The organism is Pseudomonas sp. TE3786 (assembly GCF_054057335.1).
The window spans coordinates 112,199-128,793 of record NZ_JBSRZF010000003.1 but is presented as its reverse complement, the minus strand read 5'-3'; the positions used below and the strand labels follow the sequence as shown (position 1 = coordinate 128,793).

The 16,595-nt window shown below is 55.8% G+C and carries 17 protein-coding genes and 4 tRNA genes; 11 read left to right on the top strand and 10 right to left on the bottom strand.

Features of this window, described 5'->3' with window-relative positions; all coding sequences use genetic code 11:
- Nucleotides 1-127 precede the first annotated feature (127 nt).
- The gene (gene galU / locus ACVW0Y_RS05015) at nucleotides 128-967 is read right to left on the bottom strand and encodes a UTP--glucose-1-phosphate uridylyltransferase GalU (protein ID WP_457436478.1); all 840 of its coding nucleotides are present in this window, start codon (nucleotides 965-967) and stop codon (nucleotides 128-130) included.
- Nucleotides 968-1,014: 47 nt separating this feature from the next.
- Entirely contained in the window at nucleotides 1,015-2,376 is a 1,362-nt protein-coding gene (locus tag ACVW0Y_RS05010) for a UDP-glucose dehydrogenase family protein (RefSeq protein WP_457436477.1), read from the bottom strand.
- Between the two features lie 201 nt (nucleotides 2,377-2,577).
- On the opposite strand from ACVW0Y_RS05010, the gene ACVW0Y_RS05005 reads away from it, so the two are divergent.
- Complete coding sequence (locus ACVW0Y_RS05005) at nucleotides 2,578-3,309, top strand: M23 family metallopeptidase (RefSeq protein ID WP_457436476.1); 732 nt, start codon at nucleotides 2,578-2,580, stop codon at nucleotides 3,307-3,309.
- Nucleotides 3,310-3,317: 8 nt separating this feature from the next.
- Here ACVW0Y_RS05005 and ACVW0Y_RS05000 read toward each other — a convergent pair whose 3' ends face one another.
- The 7 genes from ACVW0Y_RS05000 to gacA all read right to left on the bottom strand — a co-directional run bounded on the left by ACVW0Y_RS05000 (nucleotide 3,318) and on the right by gacA (nucleotide 7,722).
- Nucleotides 3,318-3,944, bottom strand: coding sequence for a response regulator (locus tag ACVW0Y_RS05000; protein ID WP_457436474.1), 627 nt, complete (start codon nucleotides 3,942-3,944; stop codon nucleotides 3,318-3,320).
- 220 nt (nucleotides 3,945-4,164) lie between these two features.
- Nucleotides 4,165-4,250: transfer RNA gene (locus ACVW0Y_RS04995), tRNA-Leu, on the bottom strand.
- A gap of 150 nt (nucleotides 4,251-4,400) precedes the next feature.
- Nucleotides 4,401-4,474 (bottom strand) — tRNA-Cys (locus ACVW0Y_RS04990).
- Between the two features lie 43 nt (nucleotides 4,475-4,517).
- Nucleotides 4,518-4,593, bottom strand: a tRNA-Gly gene (locus ACVW0Y_RS04985).
- A 65-nt stretch (nucleotides 4,594-4,658) separates the two neighbouring features.
- Nucleotides 4,659-5,216 (bottom strand): CDP-diacylglycerol--glycerol-3-phosphate 3-phosphatidyltransferase, encoded by a 558-nt coding sequence (gene pgsA, locus ACVW0Y_RS04980; RefSeq protein ID WP_457436473.1) that lies wholly within the window; start codon nucleotides 5,214-5,216, stop codon nucleotides 4,659-4,661.
- 33 nt (nucleotides 5,217-5,249) lie between these two features.
- Nucleotides 5,250-7,076, bottom strand: a complete 1,827-nt coding sequence (gene uvrC / locus ACVW0Y_RS04975; protein WP_457436772.1) for an excinuclease ABC subunit UvrC — start codon at nucleotides 7,074-7,076, stop codon at nucleotides 5,250-5,252.
- 1 nt (nucleotide 7,077) lies between these two features.
- On the bottom strand, nucleotides 7,078-7,722 hold the full coding sequence (gacA, locus tag ACVW0Y_RS04970; protein ID WP_108094550.1) for a response regulator transcription factor GacA: 645 nt from the start codon (nucleotides 7,720-7,722) through the stop codon (nucleotides 7,078-7,080).
- A 488-nt stretch (nucleotides 7,723-8,210) separates the two neighbouring features.
- Between gacA and ACVW0Y_RS04965 the strand changes: the two genes are divergently transcribed.
- Genes ACVW0Y_RS04965 through ACVW0Y_RS04955 form a run of 3 tightly spaced genes read left to right on the top strand, consistent with a single transcriptional unit; the run spans nucleotide 8,211 to nucleotide 11,762 of the window.
- Nucleotides 8,211-8,963, top strand: a complete 753-nt coding sequence (locus tag ACVW0Y_RS04965; protein ID WP_457436472.1) for a TVP38/TMEM64 family protein — start codon at nucleotides 8,211-8,213, stop codon at nucleotides 8,961-8,963.
- On the top strand, nucleotides 8,929-9,639 hold the full coding sequence (locus tag ACVW0Y_RS04960; protein WP_457436471.1) for a glycosyltransferase family 2 protein: 711 nt from the start codon (nucleotides 8,929-8,931) through the stop codon (nucleotides 9,637-9,639). Before ACVW0Y_RS04965 ends, ACVW0Y_RS04960 begins: the two co-directional genes overlap by 35 nt.
- Entirely contained in the window at nucleotides 9,639-11,762 is a 2,124-nt protein-coding gene (locus ACVW0Y_RS04955; protein WP_457436470.1) for a discoidin domain-containing protein, read from the top strand. Before ACVW0Y_RS04960 ends, ACVW0Y_RS04955 begins: the two co-directional genes overlap by 1 nt.
- 209 nt (nucleotides 11,763-11,971) lie before the next feature.
- On the opposite strand, the gene ACVW0Y_RS04950 is transcribed toward ACVW0Y_RS04955, so the two are convergent.
- Nucleotides 11,972-12,062, bottom strand: a tRNA-Ser gene (locus ACVW0Y_RS04950).
- Between the two features lie 256 nt (nucleotides 12,063-12,318).
- On the opposite strand from ACVW0Y_RS04950, the gene ACVW0Y_RS04945 reads away from it, so the two are divergent.
- From ACVW0Y_RS04945 to ACVW0Y_RS04915, 7 genes are all read left to right on the top strand, one after another.
- Nucleotides 12,319-12,987 (top strand): Bax inhibitor-1/YccA family protein, encoded by a 669-nt coding sequence (locus tag ACVW0Y_RS04945; RefSeq protein ID WP_457436469.1) that lies wholly within the window; start codon nucleotides 12,319-12,321, stop codon nucleotides 12,985-12,987.
- Between the two features lie 101 nt (nucleotides 12,988-13,088).
- On the top strand, nucleotides 13,089-13,481 hold the full coding sequence (gene tusD / locus ACVW0Y_RS04940) for a sulfurtransferase complex subunit TusD (protein ID WP_457436468.1): 393 nt from the start codon (nucleotides 13,089-13,091) through the stop codon (nucleotides 13,479-13,481).
- Between the two features lies 1 nt (nucleotide 13,482).
- Nucleotides 13,483-13,842 (top strand): sulfurtransferase complex subunit TusC, encoded by a 360-nt coding sequence (gene tusC / locus ACVW0Y_RS04935; RefSeq protein WP_457436467.1) that lies wholly within the window; start codon nucleotides 13,483-13,485, stop codon nucleotides 13,840-13,842.
- Nucleotides 13,842-14,141 carry a sulfurtransferase complex subunit TusB gene (gene tusB, locus ACVW0Y_RS04930; RefSeq protein ID WP_457436465.1) on the top strand — a complete coding sequence of 100 codons (300 nt, stop codon included), beginning with the start codon at nucleotides 13,842-13,844 and terminating at the stop codon, nucleotides 14,139-14,141. The genes tusC and tusB overlap by 1 nt, the downstream gene beginning before the upstream one ends.
- Entirely contained in the window at nucleotides 14,138-14,473 is a 336-nt protein-coding gene (locus ACVW0Y_RS04925; RefSeq protein WP_457436464.1) for a TusE/DsrC/DsvC family sulfur relay protein, read from the top strand. Before tusB ends, ACVW0Y_RS04925 begins: the two co-directional genes overlap by 4 nt.
- Entirely contained in the window at nucleotides 14,470-15,468 is a 999-nt protein-coding gene (locus ACVW0Y_RS04920) for a glycosyl transferase family protein (RefSeq protein WP_457436463.1), read from the top strand. The genes ACVW0Y_RS04925 and ACVW0Y_RS04920 overlap by 4 nt, the downstream gene beginning before the upstream one ends.
- Nucleotides 15,469-15,557: 89 nt before the next feature.
- A complete protein-coding gene (locus ACVW0Y_RS04915; protein WP_457436461.1) occupies nucleotides 15,558-16,547 on the top strand; it encodes a glutathione S-transferase family protein in 990 nt (329 codons plus the stop codon).
- The last annotated feature ends 48 nt before the right edge of the window (nucleotides 16,548-16,595 follow it).

The window sequence follows — 16,595 nt, the reverse complement described above, 5'->3', positions numbered from 1 at the left end:
CTGGGACTTCGCAGGTTTGTAGCCATATCCCGGCATTCCGGCGCAGGCCGAAATCCAGAAGCGTGAGCATGGCGCGGATACAAAAAGGCCACCTTGCGGTGGCCTTTTTTTACAACAGGGGGTTGGCTTAGTAAGCCTTGCCAGTCTTGTAGAAGTTTTCGAAGCAGAAGTTGGTGGCGTCGATATAGCCCTCCGCACCGCCGCAGTCGAAACGCTGGCCTTTGAATTTGTAGGCCAGTACGCAACCGTCCTGGGCCTGCTTCATCAGGGCGTCGGTGATCTGGATTTCGCCGCCTTTGCCTGGCTCGGTGTCTTCGATCAGCTTGAAGATGTCCGGGGTCAGGATGTAACGGCCGATGATCGCCAGGTTCGACGGTGCATCTTCCGGCTTCGGCTTTTCGACCATGCTGTTCACGCGGTAGATATCGTCACGGATCATTTCGCCGGAGATAACGCCGTATTTGGACACTTCATCCATCGGCACTTCCTGAATCGCCACGATCGAGCAGCGGAACTGGTTGTACAGCTTGACCATCTGGGTCAGCACGCCGTCGCCTTCGAGGTTTACGCACAGGTCGTCAGCCAGGACCACGGCGAAGGGCTCGTCACCGATCAGCGGGCGGCCGGAGAGAATGGCGTGGCCAAGGCCTTTCATTTCTACCTGACGGGTGTAGGAGAAGCTGCAGTTGTCGATCAGGCGACGGATACCGACCAGGTACTTTTCCTTGTCGGTGCCTTTGATCTGGTGTTCCAACTCGTAGCTGATGTCGAAGTGGTCTTCCAGGGCGCGCTTGCCACGGCCAGTAACGATGGATATCTCGGAAAGCCCGGCTTCCAGAGCCTCTTCAACGCCATACTGAATCAGCGGCTTGTTCACCACCGGCAGCATTTCCTTGGGCATGGCCTTTGTCGCTGGCAGGAAGCGAGTACCGTAACCAGCAGCCGGGAACAAGCATTTCTTGATCATGTGAGTCCTTGAAAGAAGGGTCGTACCGTTAGTGCCGCGCAGTCTAATCAGGCGGCACTCGCCTTACAATGGCCTGCCATAGGGCGACCAATGCCACGATAGAGAAACCCTAGCTCAGATAGTTCCAACGAATCGTAAATATTGCGTCCATCGAATACCGCCGGCATCCGCATCAGGCCGCGGATACGGGCGAAATCGGGCTGCCGGAACTGCTTCCATTCGGTAACCAACACCAGTGCATCTGCGCCCTCCACCGCACTATAGGGCGACTCCGTCAGCTGCAACTGGCCGCTCGCCACTGCCTCGCTGTAGCGCGCCGCCACGGCCTTGCAGGCCACAGGATCACAAGCATGCACCCGGGCACCGGCCGCCAGCAAGGCGTCCAGCAGCACCAGGCTCGGGGCTTCGCGCAGGTCATCGGTGCCGGGCTTGAACGCCAGCCCCCAGAGCGCCACCAGCCGTCCCTGCAGATGGCCGCTGAAATGCCCGTGCAAGGCCTCGAACAACAGAGTTTTCTGCAGACTGTTGCGGGCTTCCACGGCGCGCAGGATGGCTGGTTCGAAACCTTGTTGTTCGGCGCTATGGATCAAGGCTTTGACGTCTTTGGGAAAGCACGAACCGCCATAGCCGCAACCCGCATAGATAAAGTGCGTGCCGATGCGTTTATCACTGCCAATCCCGCGGCGTACCTGTTCGATATCAACATCGAGCAAGCCGCACAGCCCGGCCATTTCATTGATAAAGGAGATCTTGGTGGCCAGAAAGGCGTTGGCCGCGTATTTGCTGAACTCTGCGGCACGTACCGGCATGCTCAACACCCGTTCGTTGTTGCGCACAAAGGGCGCATACAGACGACGCAGCAACTCTTCGCTGGCGCTATCGCTGCAACCTAGCAGCACCCGGTCCGGACGCATGAAATCGTCGATAGCCGAGCCTTCCTTGAGAAACTCCGGGTTGCTGGCAACGTTAATCTGCAACGCCAGGCAACGGCTGCGCAGACGCCGGTTGATCACCTGTTGCACACGTTCGGCGGTCCCCACCGGCACCGTCGACTTGTTAACCACCAGGCACGGCTGGCGCAAGGTGACACCCAGTTGCTCGGCCACCGCCAGCACATGACTGAGATCGGCTGAGCCGTCCTCTTCACTGGGCGTACCTACCGCAATAAATACTATCGTCGCGTGCTCTACCCCTTCGTCGAGGTGGCGGGTAAAGCGCAGCTGCCCACTGGCCAGGTGCGTGTCGAGCAAGGTCTGCAAACCGGGTTCGTGGATCGGCACTTCCCCAGCCTGCAGGCGGGCCAGACGGAAAGGATCGCTTTCCACGCACACCACCTGATTGCCCATATCGGCAAAACAGGTCGCCGAAACCAGGCCTACATACCCAGCACCAATCACACATAGCTGCATCGCCGACGCTCCAAATGGGTTACGGCGATTGCAACGAAAAGCGGTGGCAAGCGTGTGAAAGTAACAAGTCAGGAGCGTGACAAGCGCAACGCACCGTTAACGGAAACGAAAGAAAAACCTACAAGCCCCGTCAGACCTACCTACGGACCAACATCTGAAGCGTCGCCAGAATCGCCGCACTTCCAGCCCCCGGCATGCGCAATGATCCGTCTAAATCCACTAGGCAGCCTCCTCGCCCTGACCCTGATATTGCACGCGCTGCCCGCCAGCAGCTCGCCCCTGCAATCCCTTCGAACGCCAGCTTCGCCGACCGAAACAAACGAACTTATCGAGTCCGCACTGGATGCCAGACAAATGTTGAAGCAGACGGACAGACCGGGGAAAAACCGCAGCCCTGTCCTCCTCGCGAGCTACTCCATCAGCCCCACCCAGGCCCTGCTCAAACATCGCGGCCTCGGGCAAAACCTTCCATACGGCCTACCCTTGGCCGTCGCTAGCCGAATCACCTCGCCTTTTGGCATGCGTATTCATCCCCTCAACCAGCTGTTCAAACTGCATAAAGGAGTGGACCTCAGCGCACGACCGGGCACGCCCGTGCTCAGCACAGCAAGCGGTCTGGTAGCCGAGGTGGATGTGCTGGGTCATAGCCATTACGGTAAATACGTGGTGCTAAGGCATAGCCGCGGCTTTTCCACCCGCTATGCCCATCTGGACGAGGTGAAGGTTCGCTTGGGTGAGCAGGTAGAAGCACGGCAGATCATTGGCCTCAGCGGCAACACGGGCACCACCAATGGCCCGCACCTGCACTATGAGGTCCGCTATCTGGGCAAGCCCATTGATCCACAACCGTTTATGAAGTCAGCCGCCAAGCCGCAGACGAGTGGCGGCGCAGGAAAGCCGCAGCCTGGGGATCAGCCGCGACAGCCATCCTAGGGTCCTGGTCAAATCAGATCGTTACGCTTAACCAATTCCACCAGTTCAAGCAGATTGCCAACCTGCAATTTGGTGATTAGCCGGCTTTTATAGGTGCTCACGGTTTTCTCGCTGAGCAGTAGCTCGGCGGCGATATCCTTGATGCGATTGCCCTTGGCGAGGCTTCGCAGCACCGTCAGTTCGCGATCGGACAGGGTCTCGATCAGCTCCTTTTCGGAGGCCAGGGTCGCGCTGCCGTCCACCGACGAATATTCAGTGACCGGAAACAGCTTGTAGCCCGACAGCACCACCTGAACCGCATTGGTCAGCTGTTTCAGATCGCTGTCCTTGGCGACGAAACCGGAAGCACCGGCCCGGGCACAACGCACCGCATAGCGGCTGGCGTCCAGACCGGAAAACACAATGATCTTCGCCGCCTTGGGCTCAGCGTGCAGGCGCTGCAGAACGGCGAAACCGTCGAGCTGCGGCATATCCATATCGAGAATGATCAGCTCCGGCTCCAGCGTGCGCACCTTGCTGACCACCTCAACACCGTTGCTGGCCTCCCCAACCACCTCGTGCCCGGCATTCTCCAGCATCATGCGGGTTGCCAAGCGGATGACCTCATGGTCATCCGCGATCAATACTCTGGCCAAGCAATCACCTCGATCGACAAAGAACAAGACGCGCCGCCCCACTGGGCTGGCGCACTTTGATCCTAGTACCAAAGTTAAATTCTTGTAGGAAACGAGGAATATTTCAGGCGCGACGCAGTGTCGCGGACTAAGCCCCAACGCTGCTCAGGGGAAATTCAGGGGAGGTTTAAAGCAACAAAGGCCTACCTGCGTCGCTACAGATAAGCCTTTGTTTTAAATGTGGTGCCCGGAGCCGGGGTCGAACCGGCACGTTCAAAGAACGAGGGATTTTAAGTCCCTTGCGTCTACCAATTTCGCCATCCGGGCGATGGTGGGTCGGTCATGGCCTGCGGCACATGACGAGGGCGGAATATATACAGCCCTATCGCGCTAAGCAAGCTTCCAGGCCTGGCGGATTTTCCCAAAACACAAAAGAAAAAGCCCCGTAGATCAATGATCTACGGGGCTTTCCTATAATGGAGGCCGAGGTCGGAATCGAACCGGCGTAAGCGGATTTGCAATCCGCGGCATAACCATTTTGCTACTCGGCCTCAAACGAAGACGCCGCAAACTGCGGCGTCAACGTCAACAAATTGGAGCGGGAAACGAGACTCGAACTCGCGACCCCGACCTTGGCAAGGTCGTGCTCTACCAACTGAGCTATTCCCGCGTCTTGGTGACGGGCGCAATTCTATAGATTCCAGACACCCCGTCAACCCCTTGATTCAAAAAAGTTTATTTATCTTTGTTAGGGTTCAGGTGCGGCCAGGCGGCAATCAGGTAATGCACCATGGACCACAGGGTAAGACCGGCCGCAACGATCAACAGACCGAAGCCCAGCACGACACGGAAGGTTTCCGATGGCGGGCTCGCCAGCAGGATCACCAACGCCAGCATTTGCGCGGCGGTCTTCCACTTGCCCAGATTGGATACCGCTACATGGGCACGGGCACCGAGTTCGGCCATCCACTCGCGCAGTGCGGAAATCACGATTTCCCGGCCGATGATGATCGCCGCAGGTACGGTCAGCCAGATGGTGTGGTGCTCTTCCACCAACACCACCAAAGCAACAGCCACCATCAGCTTGTCGGCTACGGGATCGAGAAAGGCGCCAAACGGCGTGCTCTGCTCCCATCTGCGCGCCAGGTAACCATCCAGCCAATCGGTCGCAGCTGCCACGGCAAATACCGCGCTGGCGGCCAGATAGCTCCATGAAAACGGCAAATAAAACAGCAATAGGAAGATCGGAATCAGCAGAACACGCAGAACGGTAAGCAGGTTGGGGATATTCATCGGCACAACTAGGCTGCAAGGTGAGCGGGCATTCTACTCGCTGTGCAGGGCCGCATAAATCGACTCGGCGAGCTTTTTACTGATTCCCGGTGCTTTGGCGATTTCATCGGTGCTGGCGCGCGCCAACTCCTGCAGGCCGCCAAAGTGATTGAGCAGCTCGCGCCGACGCTTGGGCCCCACACCTGGCACTTCTTCCAAATTTGAGGTGCGCCGGGTTTTGCCGCGGCGGGCACGGTGGCCGGTAATGGCAAACCGGTGGGACTCGTCACGGATCTGCTGAATCAAGTGCAAAGCCGGCGAGTTGCCCGGCAGGGTGAATTCGTGGGCGGCATCATTCAGGTACAGGGTTTCCAGACCTGGCTTGCGGGTCACCCCTTTGGCCACGCCGAGCAGAATCAGATCCGGTACCGCCAGTTCCTGCAGCACATCCCGCGCCATCGCCAACTGGCCCTTGCCGCCATCGACCAGAAGGATATCGGGCAACTTGCCCTCGCCATCCTTGATCTTGCTGAAACGCCGGGTCAGCGCCTGATGCATCGCCGCATAGTCATCGCCGCCGGTCACGCCTTCGATGTTGTAGCGGCGGTAATCGGACTTCAGCGGCCCTTCCGGCCCGAATACCACGCACGAGGCTACGGTTGCCTCGCCGCTGGAATGACTGATATCGAAGCACTCCATCCGCTGCGGCACCTCATCCATATTCAGGGCCAGCGCCAAGGCCTCGAAACGTGCGGCAATGTGCTGGCGATCCGCCAGGCGCGAAGCCAACGCCAGTTCGGCGTTGGTCACCGTCAGTTGCTGCCAGCGCGCGCGCGTGCCGCGTACTTTGTAGCTGATGGCCAGTTCACGGCCGCGGAGCGAATGAATAGCCTCGATCAGTACCGGGAAGTCTTCATGGTCGGTGTTGACGATCAACTCGCTGGGCAGATCGCGCTCGTGACTGCCGAGGTAGTACTGCGCCAGAAAGGCAGCCAGCACTTCACCGACGCCCTCTTCGATCGCCACCTGCGGATAGAAATTCTTGCTCCCCAGCACCCGCCCGCCGCGCACACTGATCAGGTGCACACAGGCACCGCCCGGGTTGACCATCGCCGCGATGACATCTACATCGCCATTGCCACCTTCCATGCTTTGCTGGTCCTGCACCCGGCGCAGCAAGGCAATCTGATCACGCAGCTCGGCGGCCTGCTCGAATTGCAGGTTCATCGCCGCCTGCTCCATGCCTGCCGAGAGCTCATCGGTCAGGGCATTGCTGCGCCCCTCCAGGAACATCACAGAGTGACGGACGTCTTGCGCATACTCGTCTGCCTCGACCAGGCCTGGGACGCAAGGCCCTTTGCAGCGTTTGATCTGATATTGCAGGCATGGCCGCGTGCGGTTCTTGAAGTAGCTGTCCTCGCACTGACGCACCAGAAAGGTCTTCTGCAGCAGGCTCAAACTCTCACGAATCGCCCCGGCGCTCGGGTATGGCCCGAAATACCGACCTTTAAGTTTCTTCGCCCCACGATGAATACTCAGACGTGGAAAGTCGCCATCGGAAAGAAACACGTAGGGATAGGATTTGTCGTCGCGCAACAGGATGTTGTACGGCGGCCGCCACTGCTTGATCAGCGTCTGCTCAAGCAACAATGCTTCGGTTTCATTGGCGGTGATGGTGGTTTCGATCTGCGCGATCTTCGCCACCAAGGCGGCAGTTTTGGGTGCCAGGCCGGTCTTGCGGAAGTAACTGGCCAAGCGCTTCTTCAGGTTCTTAGCCTTGCCGACATACAGCAGCTTGGCCTCGGCATCGAACATTCGATACACACCGGGGCGGCCACTGCTGGTGGCTAGAAACGCGCTGGAGTCAAACGGCTCGCTCATTTCAACTGGTGGCATCAACCATCCCGTGGCGCACGGCTAACAAGGCCAGCTCCACGTCACTGGTGATTTCCAGTTTTTCGAAAATGCGATAGCGGTAGGTGTTCACGGTTTTCGGTGACAGGCACAGCTTGTCCGAGATGGTCTGCACCTTCTGGCAGCCGGCAATCATCAGGGCGATCTGGATTTCCCGCTCGGAAAGCAGATCAAACGGCGAACCACTGGTTTGCGGCTGGAAGGATTTCAACGCCAGCTGCTGGGCAATCTGCGGGCTGATATAGCGCTGGCCGCCAAACACCATACGAATAGCCTGCACCATCTCTTCCAGCGCCGCGCCCTTGGTCAGGTAACCGGCGGCACCGGCCTGCAGCAAACGCGTGGGGAATGGATCGTCCTCACAGACGGTAACGGCAATGACTTTGAGATCGGGATGGCTGCGAAGCAGTTTGCGGGTGGCCTCAAGACCACCGATACCGGGCATCTTGATGTCCATCAGAACGACATCCGGTTTGACTTCACGGGCCTTCTTCAGTGACTCCTCGCCGGAATCCGCCTGACCGACAACCTGAAGGCCGTCGATGTCGGCGAGCATGCGCGTAATACCGGTTCGAACCAGATCGTGATCATCGACCACTAGCACCCTAATCAAGCGACACCTCGTTGTGCGTCAAAGCCGCTGATTTAAGCGGTCTTATGGGATGGCGAACACCTTAACAAAAAAGTCTTGGCATGGCCTAGCTTGGCGCATAACCGTCAAATAGCCAACGTCAGGATATTGAATTTTGCGCTGTACTAACGATAGGAAGAAGCAGAAAAGCGAGGGAATGGTGCGGGGTGAAAAATGGCGGGGGCGGCGAGATTCTGTAGTGATCAACTAAGCCCGGACACCCTTTTATGGCGAAAATGCTCGCTATGAGAGAGGCGTCTGGTTGAACACTACAAGACAGCCATGCGGACAAGATACAGGGGATTCTTCGCATTCCCCACTTCTCGCAAAACGAAAACCCTTAATAAAATTCGTATGAAATGGCAGAAATGCGCTTATCAGATAAGCTGCTTTCAACGCGAGTGCGAGAGGCATTCCCTGCCCTCACTTCCAAAGTGATGTGGCCCCGCCAATGAACAGGGCAAGGACGCATGACATTTCTACTGAAATCCATCAAGGAAAAAAAGGGGCTTAGGCGGTATATCGGCCCCAAACGCGTTGCACTGTTAGTGCTGCTCACACTTTTTGTGCTTTGGGCCTGGATTTACTATAAAAGCGGTGCCCTCAGCCCGGCCATTATCGAGCATTACCGCAGTGACTATCCGTTAGGTTCTGTCCTGCTTTTCGTGGCCGTATACGCAATCGTCGTCATTGCCGCCTTGCCTTCACTTCCCCTGAATTTGGCCGCTGGTTTTTTTTGGGGGGGCGTCGTTGGCGGCATCTACTCCACTATTGGCGTGACAATCGGAGGCTGGGTGTCTTTCGTCGCTGCGCGCTGGCTGATTGGGCAGCCGTTAGCCTATCAATTCGAAAGCAAGTGGGCCAAGAGAGTTCAGGAAGAGTTCGAGCGTAATGGCTGGAAATTCGTCGCCTTTGCGCGAATCAACCCCATCATTCCCACCGGCCCACTGAACTATCTGCTCGGCCTTACCTCGCTTACCAATCGAGGATTTCTTTGGGCAACGTTTATTTTTCTTCTGCCACCATCAATTGCGGTCGCCTACATTGGCGACACGTTGCAAACCTTCACTGCAAATCAGGCAGACGTTAACGAAATTATTCACGGACTACTCATCACCTCGGCAGCAGTGACTTTTCTAGCGCTCGCCAAATTTTTCTCGAATATTTACAAAAGAAGATCGGAGAATAATGAAAACCACACTCTTGGTGATGACCCTCAATGAGATCAATGGCATGAAGGCCATTATGCCGCTGGTTGATCGTTCCTGGGTAGATCAGATAATTGTTGTCGACGGAGGGTCGAAAGATGGGACGATAGAGTGGGCGCAAGAAAACGACTATGAGGTTTATGTGCAGCAACAACGAGGCTTCCGCCATGCCTACATGGAAGTATGGCCACGGGTTCGGGGAGATGTCGTGATCACCTTCAGTCCAGATGGAAACTCGGTACCTGAACTAATTCCTGACCTGATCGCCAAGATGAAAGAAGGCTACGATATGGTGATAGCCTCTCGTTACTTGGGTGATGCCAAAAGTGAGGATGACGATATTGTCACCGGTTTCGGCAACTGGCTATTTACACGTACCGTTAACCTTTTGCATGGCGGCGACTACACCGACGTAATGGTCATCTATCGCGCCTACCGCAAAGCCATGGCTCAAGAGCTTGGGCTGGATCGGGAAGATGCCCATGCGTTGCCGGAAAAGCTGTTTCGTACAAAGATCAGTTGGGAACCGCTTCTTTCAGTGCGTGCCGCCAAGGCAAAACTGAAGATCAGCGAAATCCCTGGCGATGAGCCGCCCCGAATCGGTGGCGAGAGAAAGCTCCAAGTCCTTCAATGGGGAGCAGCGTACTACTTCCAGTTCATACGTGAGCTATGGTTTTGGAGAAGCCATTAATGTTTGAACACAAAAATATATTCAATTACTGGAAGTCCCAGGACACACTTACAAAAACTTTAATAATTGCCATCCTCAGTCTTGTTGTCTTCGCATACCTGCCAACACTGCAGTTTGATTATGTGACACAAGATCAATGGCGAGCCTTTAGATATCCAGCAGATGAGCAGTCATTCTATGCTCGCCTTTCACAGTGCTCTTCGATGCTTCCTTCATTTTACACGCAAACAGGCAGGCCATTTGTCTGGCCAACGGAATGCCTAGAGCACGCTTTTGTTAGTAAAATATCCGATTTCAAGTACCTGAGACCATTAGCTTTGGCAGTGGTTATTCTGACTGTTATTTATCTGTCGTGGACAATACAGAAATTTACAGGAGGGGTGATCGCCGCTTTAGTAGTTTCTGCTGTTTTCGTAACTGCGCCGGCATACTCATTTATGTATCTTCAGGGGTTGCCTGCTCTGATGGTTTTGATTTCGGTTTTACTTGCGGCCGCCTCGTATAAGCACCACACAGAATCACTGGTCAGCGACAATAGCAGGTACAAACATTTAATCTATTCATCCACACTATTTCTCACGGCGTGCATGATATACCCAGCATTTGCCTTTATTGTCTTGCCATTGGCGCTAATGAAATTTTCAAGTTCAGATGCAGGCAGAATTGGCGTCGAAAACAAATTAAAAGAATTGGTTATGACCCTGGCTTTTTATGGCCTACTGTCAGGAATTTATTATTTACTTGTAAAACTATCGGTCCTGGCCCTTACTCATATCGACGGCAGCCTTCCAAACCTAGGCTTATACGAGGTTTCAGCACAGCTTTCCCCTTCTATAGTTCTTGAGCGCATTAGTAATGTGGCGGTTTATTTGTTCCTGATGCCACCAATGAACTTTCCTACTTTCCACGGGGCATCGTTTGCTATTCTTGTTGCCTTCAGTGTGATTTTAGGGCTCAGACTCTTACGCTCTAACCGTAAAAATAAATATTTAATAGGCAGTATGCTGGTTAGTCTAGCGCTTTTGCTGTGTTGCGCTGTACTGCTGTCTTCGACAGCACCTTGGTTGTTTAGCAAAATGGATAGCTTAGCAACTCGCCATCTCTTGCCAATTTATTTGTTTATAAGTTTTGCGACTGCCCTGATATTAAAGGTGGTGCTTGAGTCAGTATTCAAACTGAATAACCGCAACGTATCACTGACACTATTAATCTTGGTGCTAGTTCCTGTTTCTCTAATTCAAAACAGAAACTCTTTTCTTGAGATAGCCTCAACTCGATCAGAAATAGAATTACTCAGAGGTAAAATTGACCACTGGTTAAAAAGTGAGGGTTTGACCAGTAACAGATTTATTCTGGTTGCTAGACCTGACAACACAACGCCGAGGCCAATCGGTATTGAAAATTTACTTGACTACGGCAAGTATGGCAATGACAACGCAGTTTTGGCGTCATCAAATAACCCTGTTTCGATTCCATGGATGGTAAGTGCCATATTTCGAGAAAATTTGAAGACCCAAAAAATCAACGTTGTTGATTGTGGATTTGACACTGAATCATGTGTAGCAGTTGCCCTTGCAAATCCAAAAAACATTGTCGTGGCTTACGCCAATGGTAGCGGTGCGCCCAAAAATGATTTCATAAAGTGCCCGACTCAACCCTACGTTATCAATATCTCCGAGCTAACGACAAAACCGTTTAGTCCGAATATAAAGATTGTCGAGCTACCAAGCATTTCGGCCACCTCAACATTAGATGATTTTGGACCACAGGGTTTGCTCATGGAACTCTCTCCTGGATGGCACGCTAAGAGAAATCCAGATTACCCGCAAACATTGAGTATTGACTTCAAAGAGGAAAAATCTTACGACGCCCTATACTTTCTTCCACAAGACAAAACCTTAATTGCAAGAGCCCCCAAGACTGCTCGCATCAAAACCAGTAACGATGGCCAATTATGGCAAACAGTCGCTAACATTGACGATATGTGCTCACCCAACTCTCCAGGTGGATGGCACAAATTTAATCTTCCACACAAAGTAGAAGCCCGCTATCTTGAAATCGAGATTATTTCAAACTGTGGAGACCCCGATTTTCTTACGCTTCGCGGCTTGAAGATCGAATAACCAATGCATCGCTCGCGTGGCCAAACGATTTCCAGGGTCTGAAAAGGGTGAAACACTGGGGATTCGCTTAAAACCGGGACAGCATGAAACAATGTGCAACAACCTAGTTGCGCTTTGTTAGCGTTGAGCGTTTCTCCTCTTTTTAGGAACGAAAAAAACCAAAAAAAAGGGCCTAGATTTCCATCTAAGCCCTTGATTTTGTTGAGTTATGGCGGGAAACCAGGGATTCGAACCCTGGGGACGCTATTAACGTCCGCCGGTTTTCAAGACCGGTGCATTAAACCACTCTGCCAATTTCCCGAAATGTCGCCTTAAAAGGTGAGCCTTAAAATGCAACTGAAAGCATCCTGATGTAAGAGCTCACGGACCTGTTACAGTCGGCAGTTTTCAAGACTGCTGCCTTAAACCGCTCGGCCACACCTCCGAAGTGCGGGCGAATCATACCGGAAGGAAACACACTGTCAAACTCTGTGGGTTGGCAGCGTCAGGTGCTCTGTTATGATCCCCCAGGACTACGGTCACGGAACCCATCAAGCAGTCTTATAGGAGTGTCGCCATGCACGAACAAGATTACGCACTCGGCCATGCGCAGGTCGAGCAGCAAGAAGTCAGCCGCGTACTGCGCAACACCTACGGGCTGCTGGCCCTGACCCTCGCCTTCAGCGGTGTGGTCGCCTATGTGGCACAGCAGATGCGCGTTCCTTATCCAAACATTTTCGTTGTTCTGATCGGTTTCTACGGTCTGTTCTTCCTGACCGTCAAGCTGCGTGATTCTGCCTGGGGCCTGCTGTCCACCTTCGCCCTCACCGGTTTCATGGGCTACACCCTCGGCCCGATCCTCAATCGCTACCTGGGCATGCCCAACGGTGGTGAAGTAATTTCCTCGGCCTTCGCCATGACCGCCTTTGTGTTCTTCGGTCTGTCGGCCTATGTACTGACCACCCGCAAAGACATGAGCTTCCTCGCCGGTTTCATCACCGCAGGTTTCTTTGTTCTGCTGGGTGCCACCGTGGCCAGCCTGTTCTTCCAGATCAGCGGCCTGCAACTGGCTATCAGCGCCGGCTTCGTGCTGTTCTCCTCGGTGTGCATTCTGTTCCAGACCAGCCAGATCATTCATGGCGGCGAACGCAACTACATCATGGCCACCGTCAGCCTGTACATTTCGATCTACAACCTGTTCATTAGCCTGCTGCAGATTTTCGGCATCATGAGCAGCGACGACTGATCCATCCCGCGGTACAAAAAGCCCACTTCGGTGGGCTTTTTTATGTCTGCGACGCGCAAACGCCGTATTATTCCGCCAGTTTTTTCAGATCGGTCAGCGCCATGAAATTCGCCATCGCCCTGTTCTCTCCACCCCATGCACCCTCCTCGCGCCGCGCTCTGCGTTTTGCCGAAGCAGTCGTAGCCGAGGGGCATGAAATTGTGCGGGTGTTTTTTTATCAGGACGGTGTTCACAGCGCAGCCACTACGCCGGTGGTTCCGCAAGATGAGTCGGACACTGCCGCCGCCTGGTCCAGCTTTGTCCGCGAGCAGAAGTTGGACGGCGTAGTCTGCATCGCCGCTGCCCTGCGCCGCGGCGTGCTCAACGAGGAAGAGGCGCAGCGCTATGAGCGCGAAGCTGCCAGCCTGGCCAAACCCTGGGAGCTTTCCGGGCTCGGGCAGTTGCACGAAGCCACGCAACTGGCCGATCGCCTTGTTTGCTTTGGAGGGCCTTGAGATGGCCAAGTCGCTATTGATCATCTGCCGTCAGGCCCCCTGGTCCGGCCCTGGCGCCCGCGAAGCGCTGGATATTGCCCTGGCCGGCGGCGCCTTTGACTTACCGATTGCCATGCTGTTTCTCGACGACGGAGTGTTCCAGCTGCAAGCGGCGCAACAGGCTTCGGCCGTGCAGCAAAAAGACCTTACCGCCAACCTGCAAGCGCTACCGCTGTTCGGCGTCGAGGCGCTATACAGCTCCGCCCGCAGCCTGGATGAGCGCGGCCTTAAACACGACACGCTGAGCCCGGCCACTGAATCGCTGGATGACGCCGCCCTCACCGTCCTGATAGCCCAATACGACCAGGTGATCACGCTCTAATGGCCACCCTGCATATGCTTTCCCACTCGCCCTTCAGCGATTCGCGCCTGGTCAGTTGCCTGCGCCTGCTCGGCCCAGGCGATGGCCTGCTTCTGACTGGCGACGCCACCTATGCGCTGCAGCCCGGTACCGCGCAATTGCAGGCCATCAGTCTGATGCCGGAGACCATCAGCCTGTACGCCCTCGACGAAGACCTGCACGCCCGCGCCATCAGCGCACCGGCCCGCGTACAGGTGGTGGACTACCCCGCCTTTGTCGAACTCTGTGGCACCTTTGCCAAGGTCAACAGTTGGCTATGAGCACACTGATAGTTGGCGAGCGCCAGATCGCCCTCGATAAAGACGGCTACCTGGCTGATCTCAACGATTGGTCGGCCACTGTTGCCGAGGCCCTGGCGGCGCAAGAAGAACTGGCGCTGAGCGCTGAACACTGGGAAGTGCTGCACCTGCTTCGCGACTTCTATGCCGAGTTTCAGCTGTCACCGGCAACCCGCCCGCTGATCAAGTATGTCGCGCTGAAACTGGGCACCGACAAAGGCAACAGCCTGCACCTCAATCGCCTGTTCAAAGGCACCCCCGCCAAATTGGCCGCCAAACTGGCAGGCCTGCCGAAGCCGACCAATTGCCTATGACCGCCCAGCCACTGACCCTGATTACCCCCGCCGAACACCCCTTCGCCCAGTACGTACGCATTCTCGGTAAGGGCAAGCGCGGCGCGCGCAATATGACCCAGGACGAGGCCCGCGACGCCATGGGCCTGCTGCTCGACGGCCAAGTCGAAGACACTCAACTGGGCGCCTTTCTGATGCTGATGCGGCACAAGGAAGAAAGCCCGGAGGAACTCGCCGGCTTTACCCAGGCCGTGCGGGCGCGCCTGAATGCGCCGAGCGTTGCGGTCGACCTTGACTGGCCGTCCTATGCCGGCAAGAAACGCCACCTGCCCTGGTACCTGCTGGCCGCCAAGTGCCTGGCCAACAACGGCGTGCGCATTCTGATGCATGGCGGCGGCGCGCATACCGCCGGGCGCCTGTATAGCGAGCAGTTGCTCGACCTGCTGGGCATTCCCCTGTGTCGCGACTGGGCGACCACCGAGCAAGCGCTGAGCGAGCACAATCTGGCGTTCTTCCCACTGCTGGACTGGATGCCGCAACTGCAGCGGATGATCGACCTGCGCAACACCCTCGGTCTGCGCTCGCCAATCCACTCCCTGGCCCGGGTGCTCAATCCTCTGAATGCCCGTTGCGGCCTGCAAAGTATCTTTCACCCTGGCTATCAGGCCGCCCACCGCGAAGCCAGTCAGCTGCTGGGCGACAAAGCCATTGTGATCAAGGGTGATGGCGGCGAGATCGAGATGAACCCGGACGCCACCTCCCACCTCTATGGCACCGAAGCCGGCATCAGCTGGGACGAGGAATGGCCAGCGCTGTCGCCGCAACGCCACGTCAAACCCGAACGCCTGGAGCCGGAACACCTGGCGGCGTTCTGGCGCGGCGAGGTGCAAGACAGTTATGGCCGCCTGGCAGTTCTGGCCACCATCGCCCTGGCCCTGCGCGGCCTGGATGTGCCTCGCGTTGCGGCCTTCGCCCAAGCGGAAAACTACTGGGAAAAACGCGACAAATCGATTTAACCGATCATTCGCCGGCGGATTTTGCGCCATTCGTTCGAACTGATCGGCATAGACTTCTCTCCAACGCTGAACAGCAGAGGATTTGAGTCATGGGTTTATTAGTCGATGGCCAGTGGCAAGACCAGTGGTACAACACCGCCGATGGCGGCCGCTTCAAACGTGAGAACGCGCAACGCCGCAACTGGGTGACCGCCAACGGCGAGCCCGGCCCGAGCGGCGAAGGCGGCTACAAGGCCGAGGCCGGGCGGTACCACCTGTATGTCTCGCTGGCGTGCCCCTGGGCCCACCGCACCCTGATTTTCCGCAAGCTCAAGGGCCTGGAAAGCCTGATCGACGTGTCGGTGGTCAGCTGGCTAATGCGTGAAAACGGCTGGACCTTCGACACCGCCCATGGCTCCACTGGCGATGCGCTGGATAGCCTGAACCTTATGTACCAACGCTACATCGCCGACGATGCCCAATACACCGGCCGCGTAACAGTGCCCGTGCTGTGGGACAAAAAGCTTAAACGCATCGTCAGCAATGAATCATCCGAGATCATCCGCATGTTCAACTCGGCGTTTAACGAGTTGACGGGCAACCATCTGGACTTCTACCCAGAAGCCCTGCGTGGCGAAATCGACACCCTGAACGAGCGCATCTACCCGAACGTCAATAACGGCGTTTACCGCGCGGGCTTTGCCACCACTCAGGAAGCCTACGAAGAAGCGTTCGACGGTCTGTTCAACACCCTCGAGTCACTGGAAACCTTGCTGAGTCAGAACCGCTATCTGGCCGGCGAACAGATCAGCGAAGCCGACTGGCGTCTGTTCACCACCCTGATTCGCTTCGATGCGGTGTACCACGGCCACTTCAAGTGCAACCTCAAGCGCATCGAGGATTACCCGAACCTCTCCAACTGGTTGCGTGAGCTGTACCAGTGGCCGGGCGTGGCAGAGACGGTGGATTTTGAGCATATCAAGCACCACTACTACGCCAGCCACCTGACCATCAACCCGACGGGTGTGGTGCCGAAGGGGCCGCTTCAGGATTTCATGCGCGCACACGATCGCCATCGCCTGCCAGGGCAAAGCGCCTAGGTGAGATAACGGAGACCGTAGGAGCGGCTTTAGCCGCGATGCTCTTGA

What these genes read in the sequence shown, in the direction of transcription:
- ACVW0Y_RS04965 (WP_457436472.1), top strand. Translation starts at nt 8,211, where the DNA reads ATGACATTTCTACTGAAATCCATCAAGGAAAAAAAGGGGCTTAGGCGG.
- pgsA (WP_457436473.1), bottom strand. Translation starts at nt 5,216, where the DNA reads ATGAATATCCCCAACCTGCTTACCGTTCTGCGTGTTCTGCTGATTCCG.
- ACVW0Y_RS04955 (WP_457436470.1), top strand. Translation starts at nt 9,639, where the DNA reads ATGTTTGAACACAAAAATATATTCAATTACTGGAAGTCCCAGGACACA.
- ACVW0Y_RS04920 (WP_457436463.1), top strand. Translation starts at nt 14,470, where the DNA reads ATGACCGCCCAGCCACTGACCCTGATTACCCCCGCCGAACACCCCTTC.
- uvrC (WP_457436772.1), bottom strand. Translation starts at nt 7,076, where the DNA reads ATGAGCGAGCCGTTTGACTCCAGCGCGTTTCTAGCCACCAGCAGTGGC.
- tusC (WP_457436467.1), top strand. Translation starts at nt 13,483, where the DNA reads ATGGCCAAGTCGCTATTGATCATCTGCCGTCAGGCCCCCTGGTCCGGC.
- ACVW0Y_RS05010 (WP_457436477.1), bottom strand. Translation starts at nt 2,376, where the DNA reads ATGCAGCTATGTGTGATTGGTGCTGGGTATGTAGGCCTGGTTTCGGCG.
- ACVW0Y_RS04915 (WP_457436461.1), top strand. Translation starts at nt 15,558, where the DNA reads ATGGGTTTATTAGTCGATGGCCAGTGGCAAGACCAGTGGTACAACACC.
- ACVW0Y_RS04925 (WP_457436464.1), top strand. Translation starts at nt 14,138, where the DNA reads ATGAGCACACTGATAGTTGGCGAGCGCCAGATCGCCCTCGATAAAGAC.
- ACVW0Y_RS04960 (WP_457436471.1), top strand. Translation starts at nt 8,929, where the DNA reads ATGAAAACCACACTCTTGGTGATGACCCTCAATGAGATCAATGGCATG.
- tusB (WP_457436465.1), top strand. Translation starts at nt 13,842, where the DNA reads ATGGCCACCCTGCATATGCTTTCCCACTCGCCCTTCAGCGATTCGCGC.
- galU (WP_457436478.1), bottom strand. Translation starts at nt 967, where the DNA reads ATGATCAAGAAATGCTTGTTCCCGGCTGCTGGTTACGGTACTCGCTTC.
- tusD (WP_457436468.1), top strand. Translation starts at nt 13,089, where the DNA reads ATGAAATTCGCCATCGCCCTGTTCTCTCCACCCCATGCACCCTCCTCG.
- ACVW0Y_RS05005 (WP_457436476.1), top strand. Translation starts at nt 2,578, where the DNA reads ATGATCCGTCTAAATCCACTAGGCAGCCTCCTCGCCCTGACCCTGATA.
- ACVW0Y_RS04945 (WP_457436469.1), top strand. Translation starts at nt 12,319, where the DNA reads ATGCACGAACAAGATTACGCACTCGGCCATGCGCAGGTCGAGCAGCAA.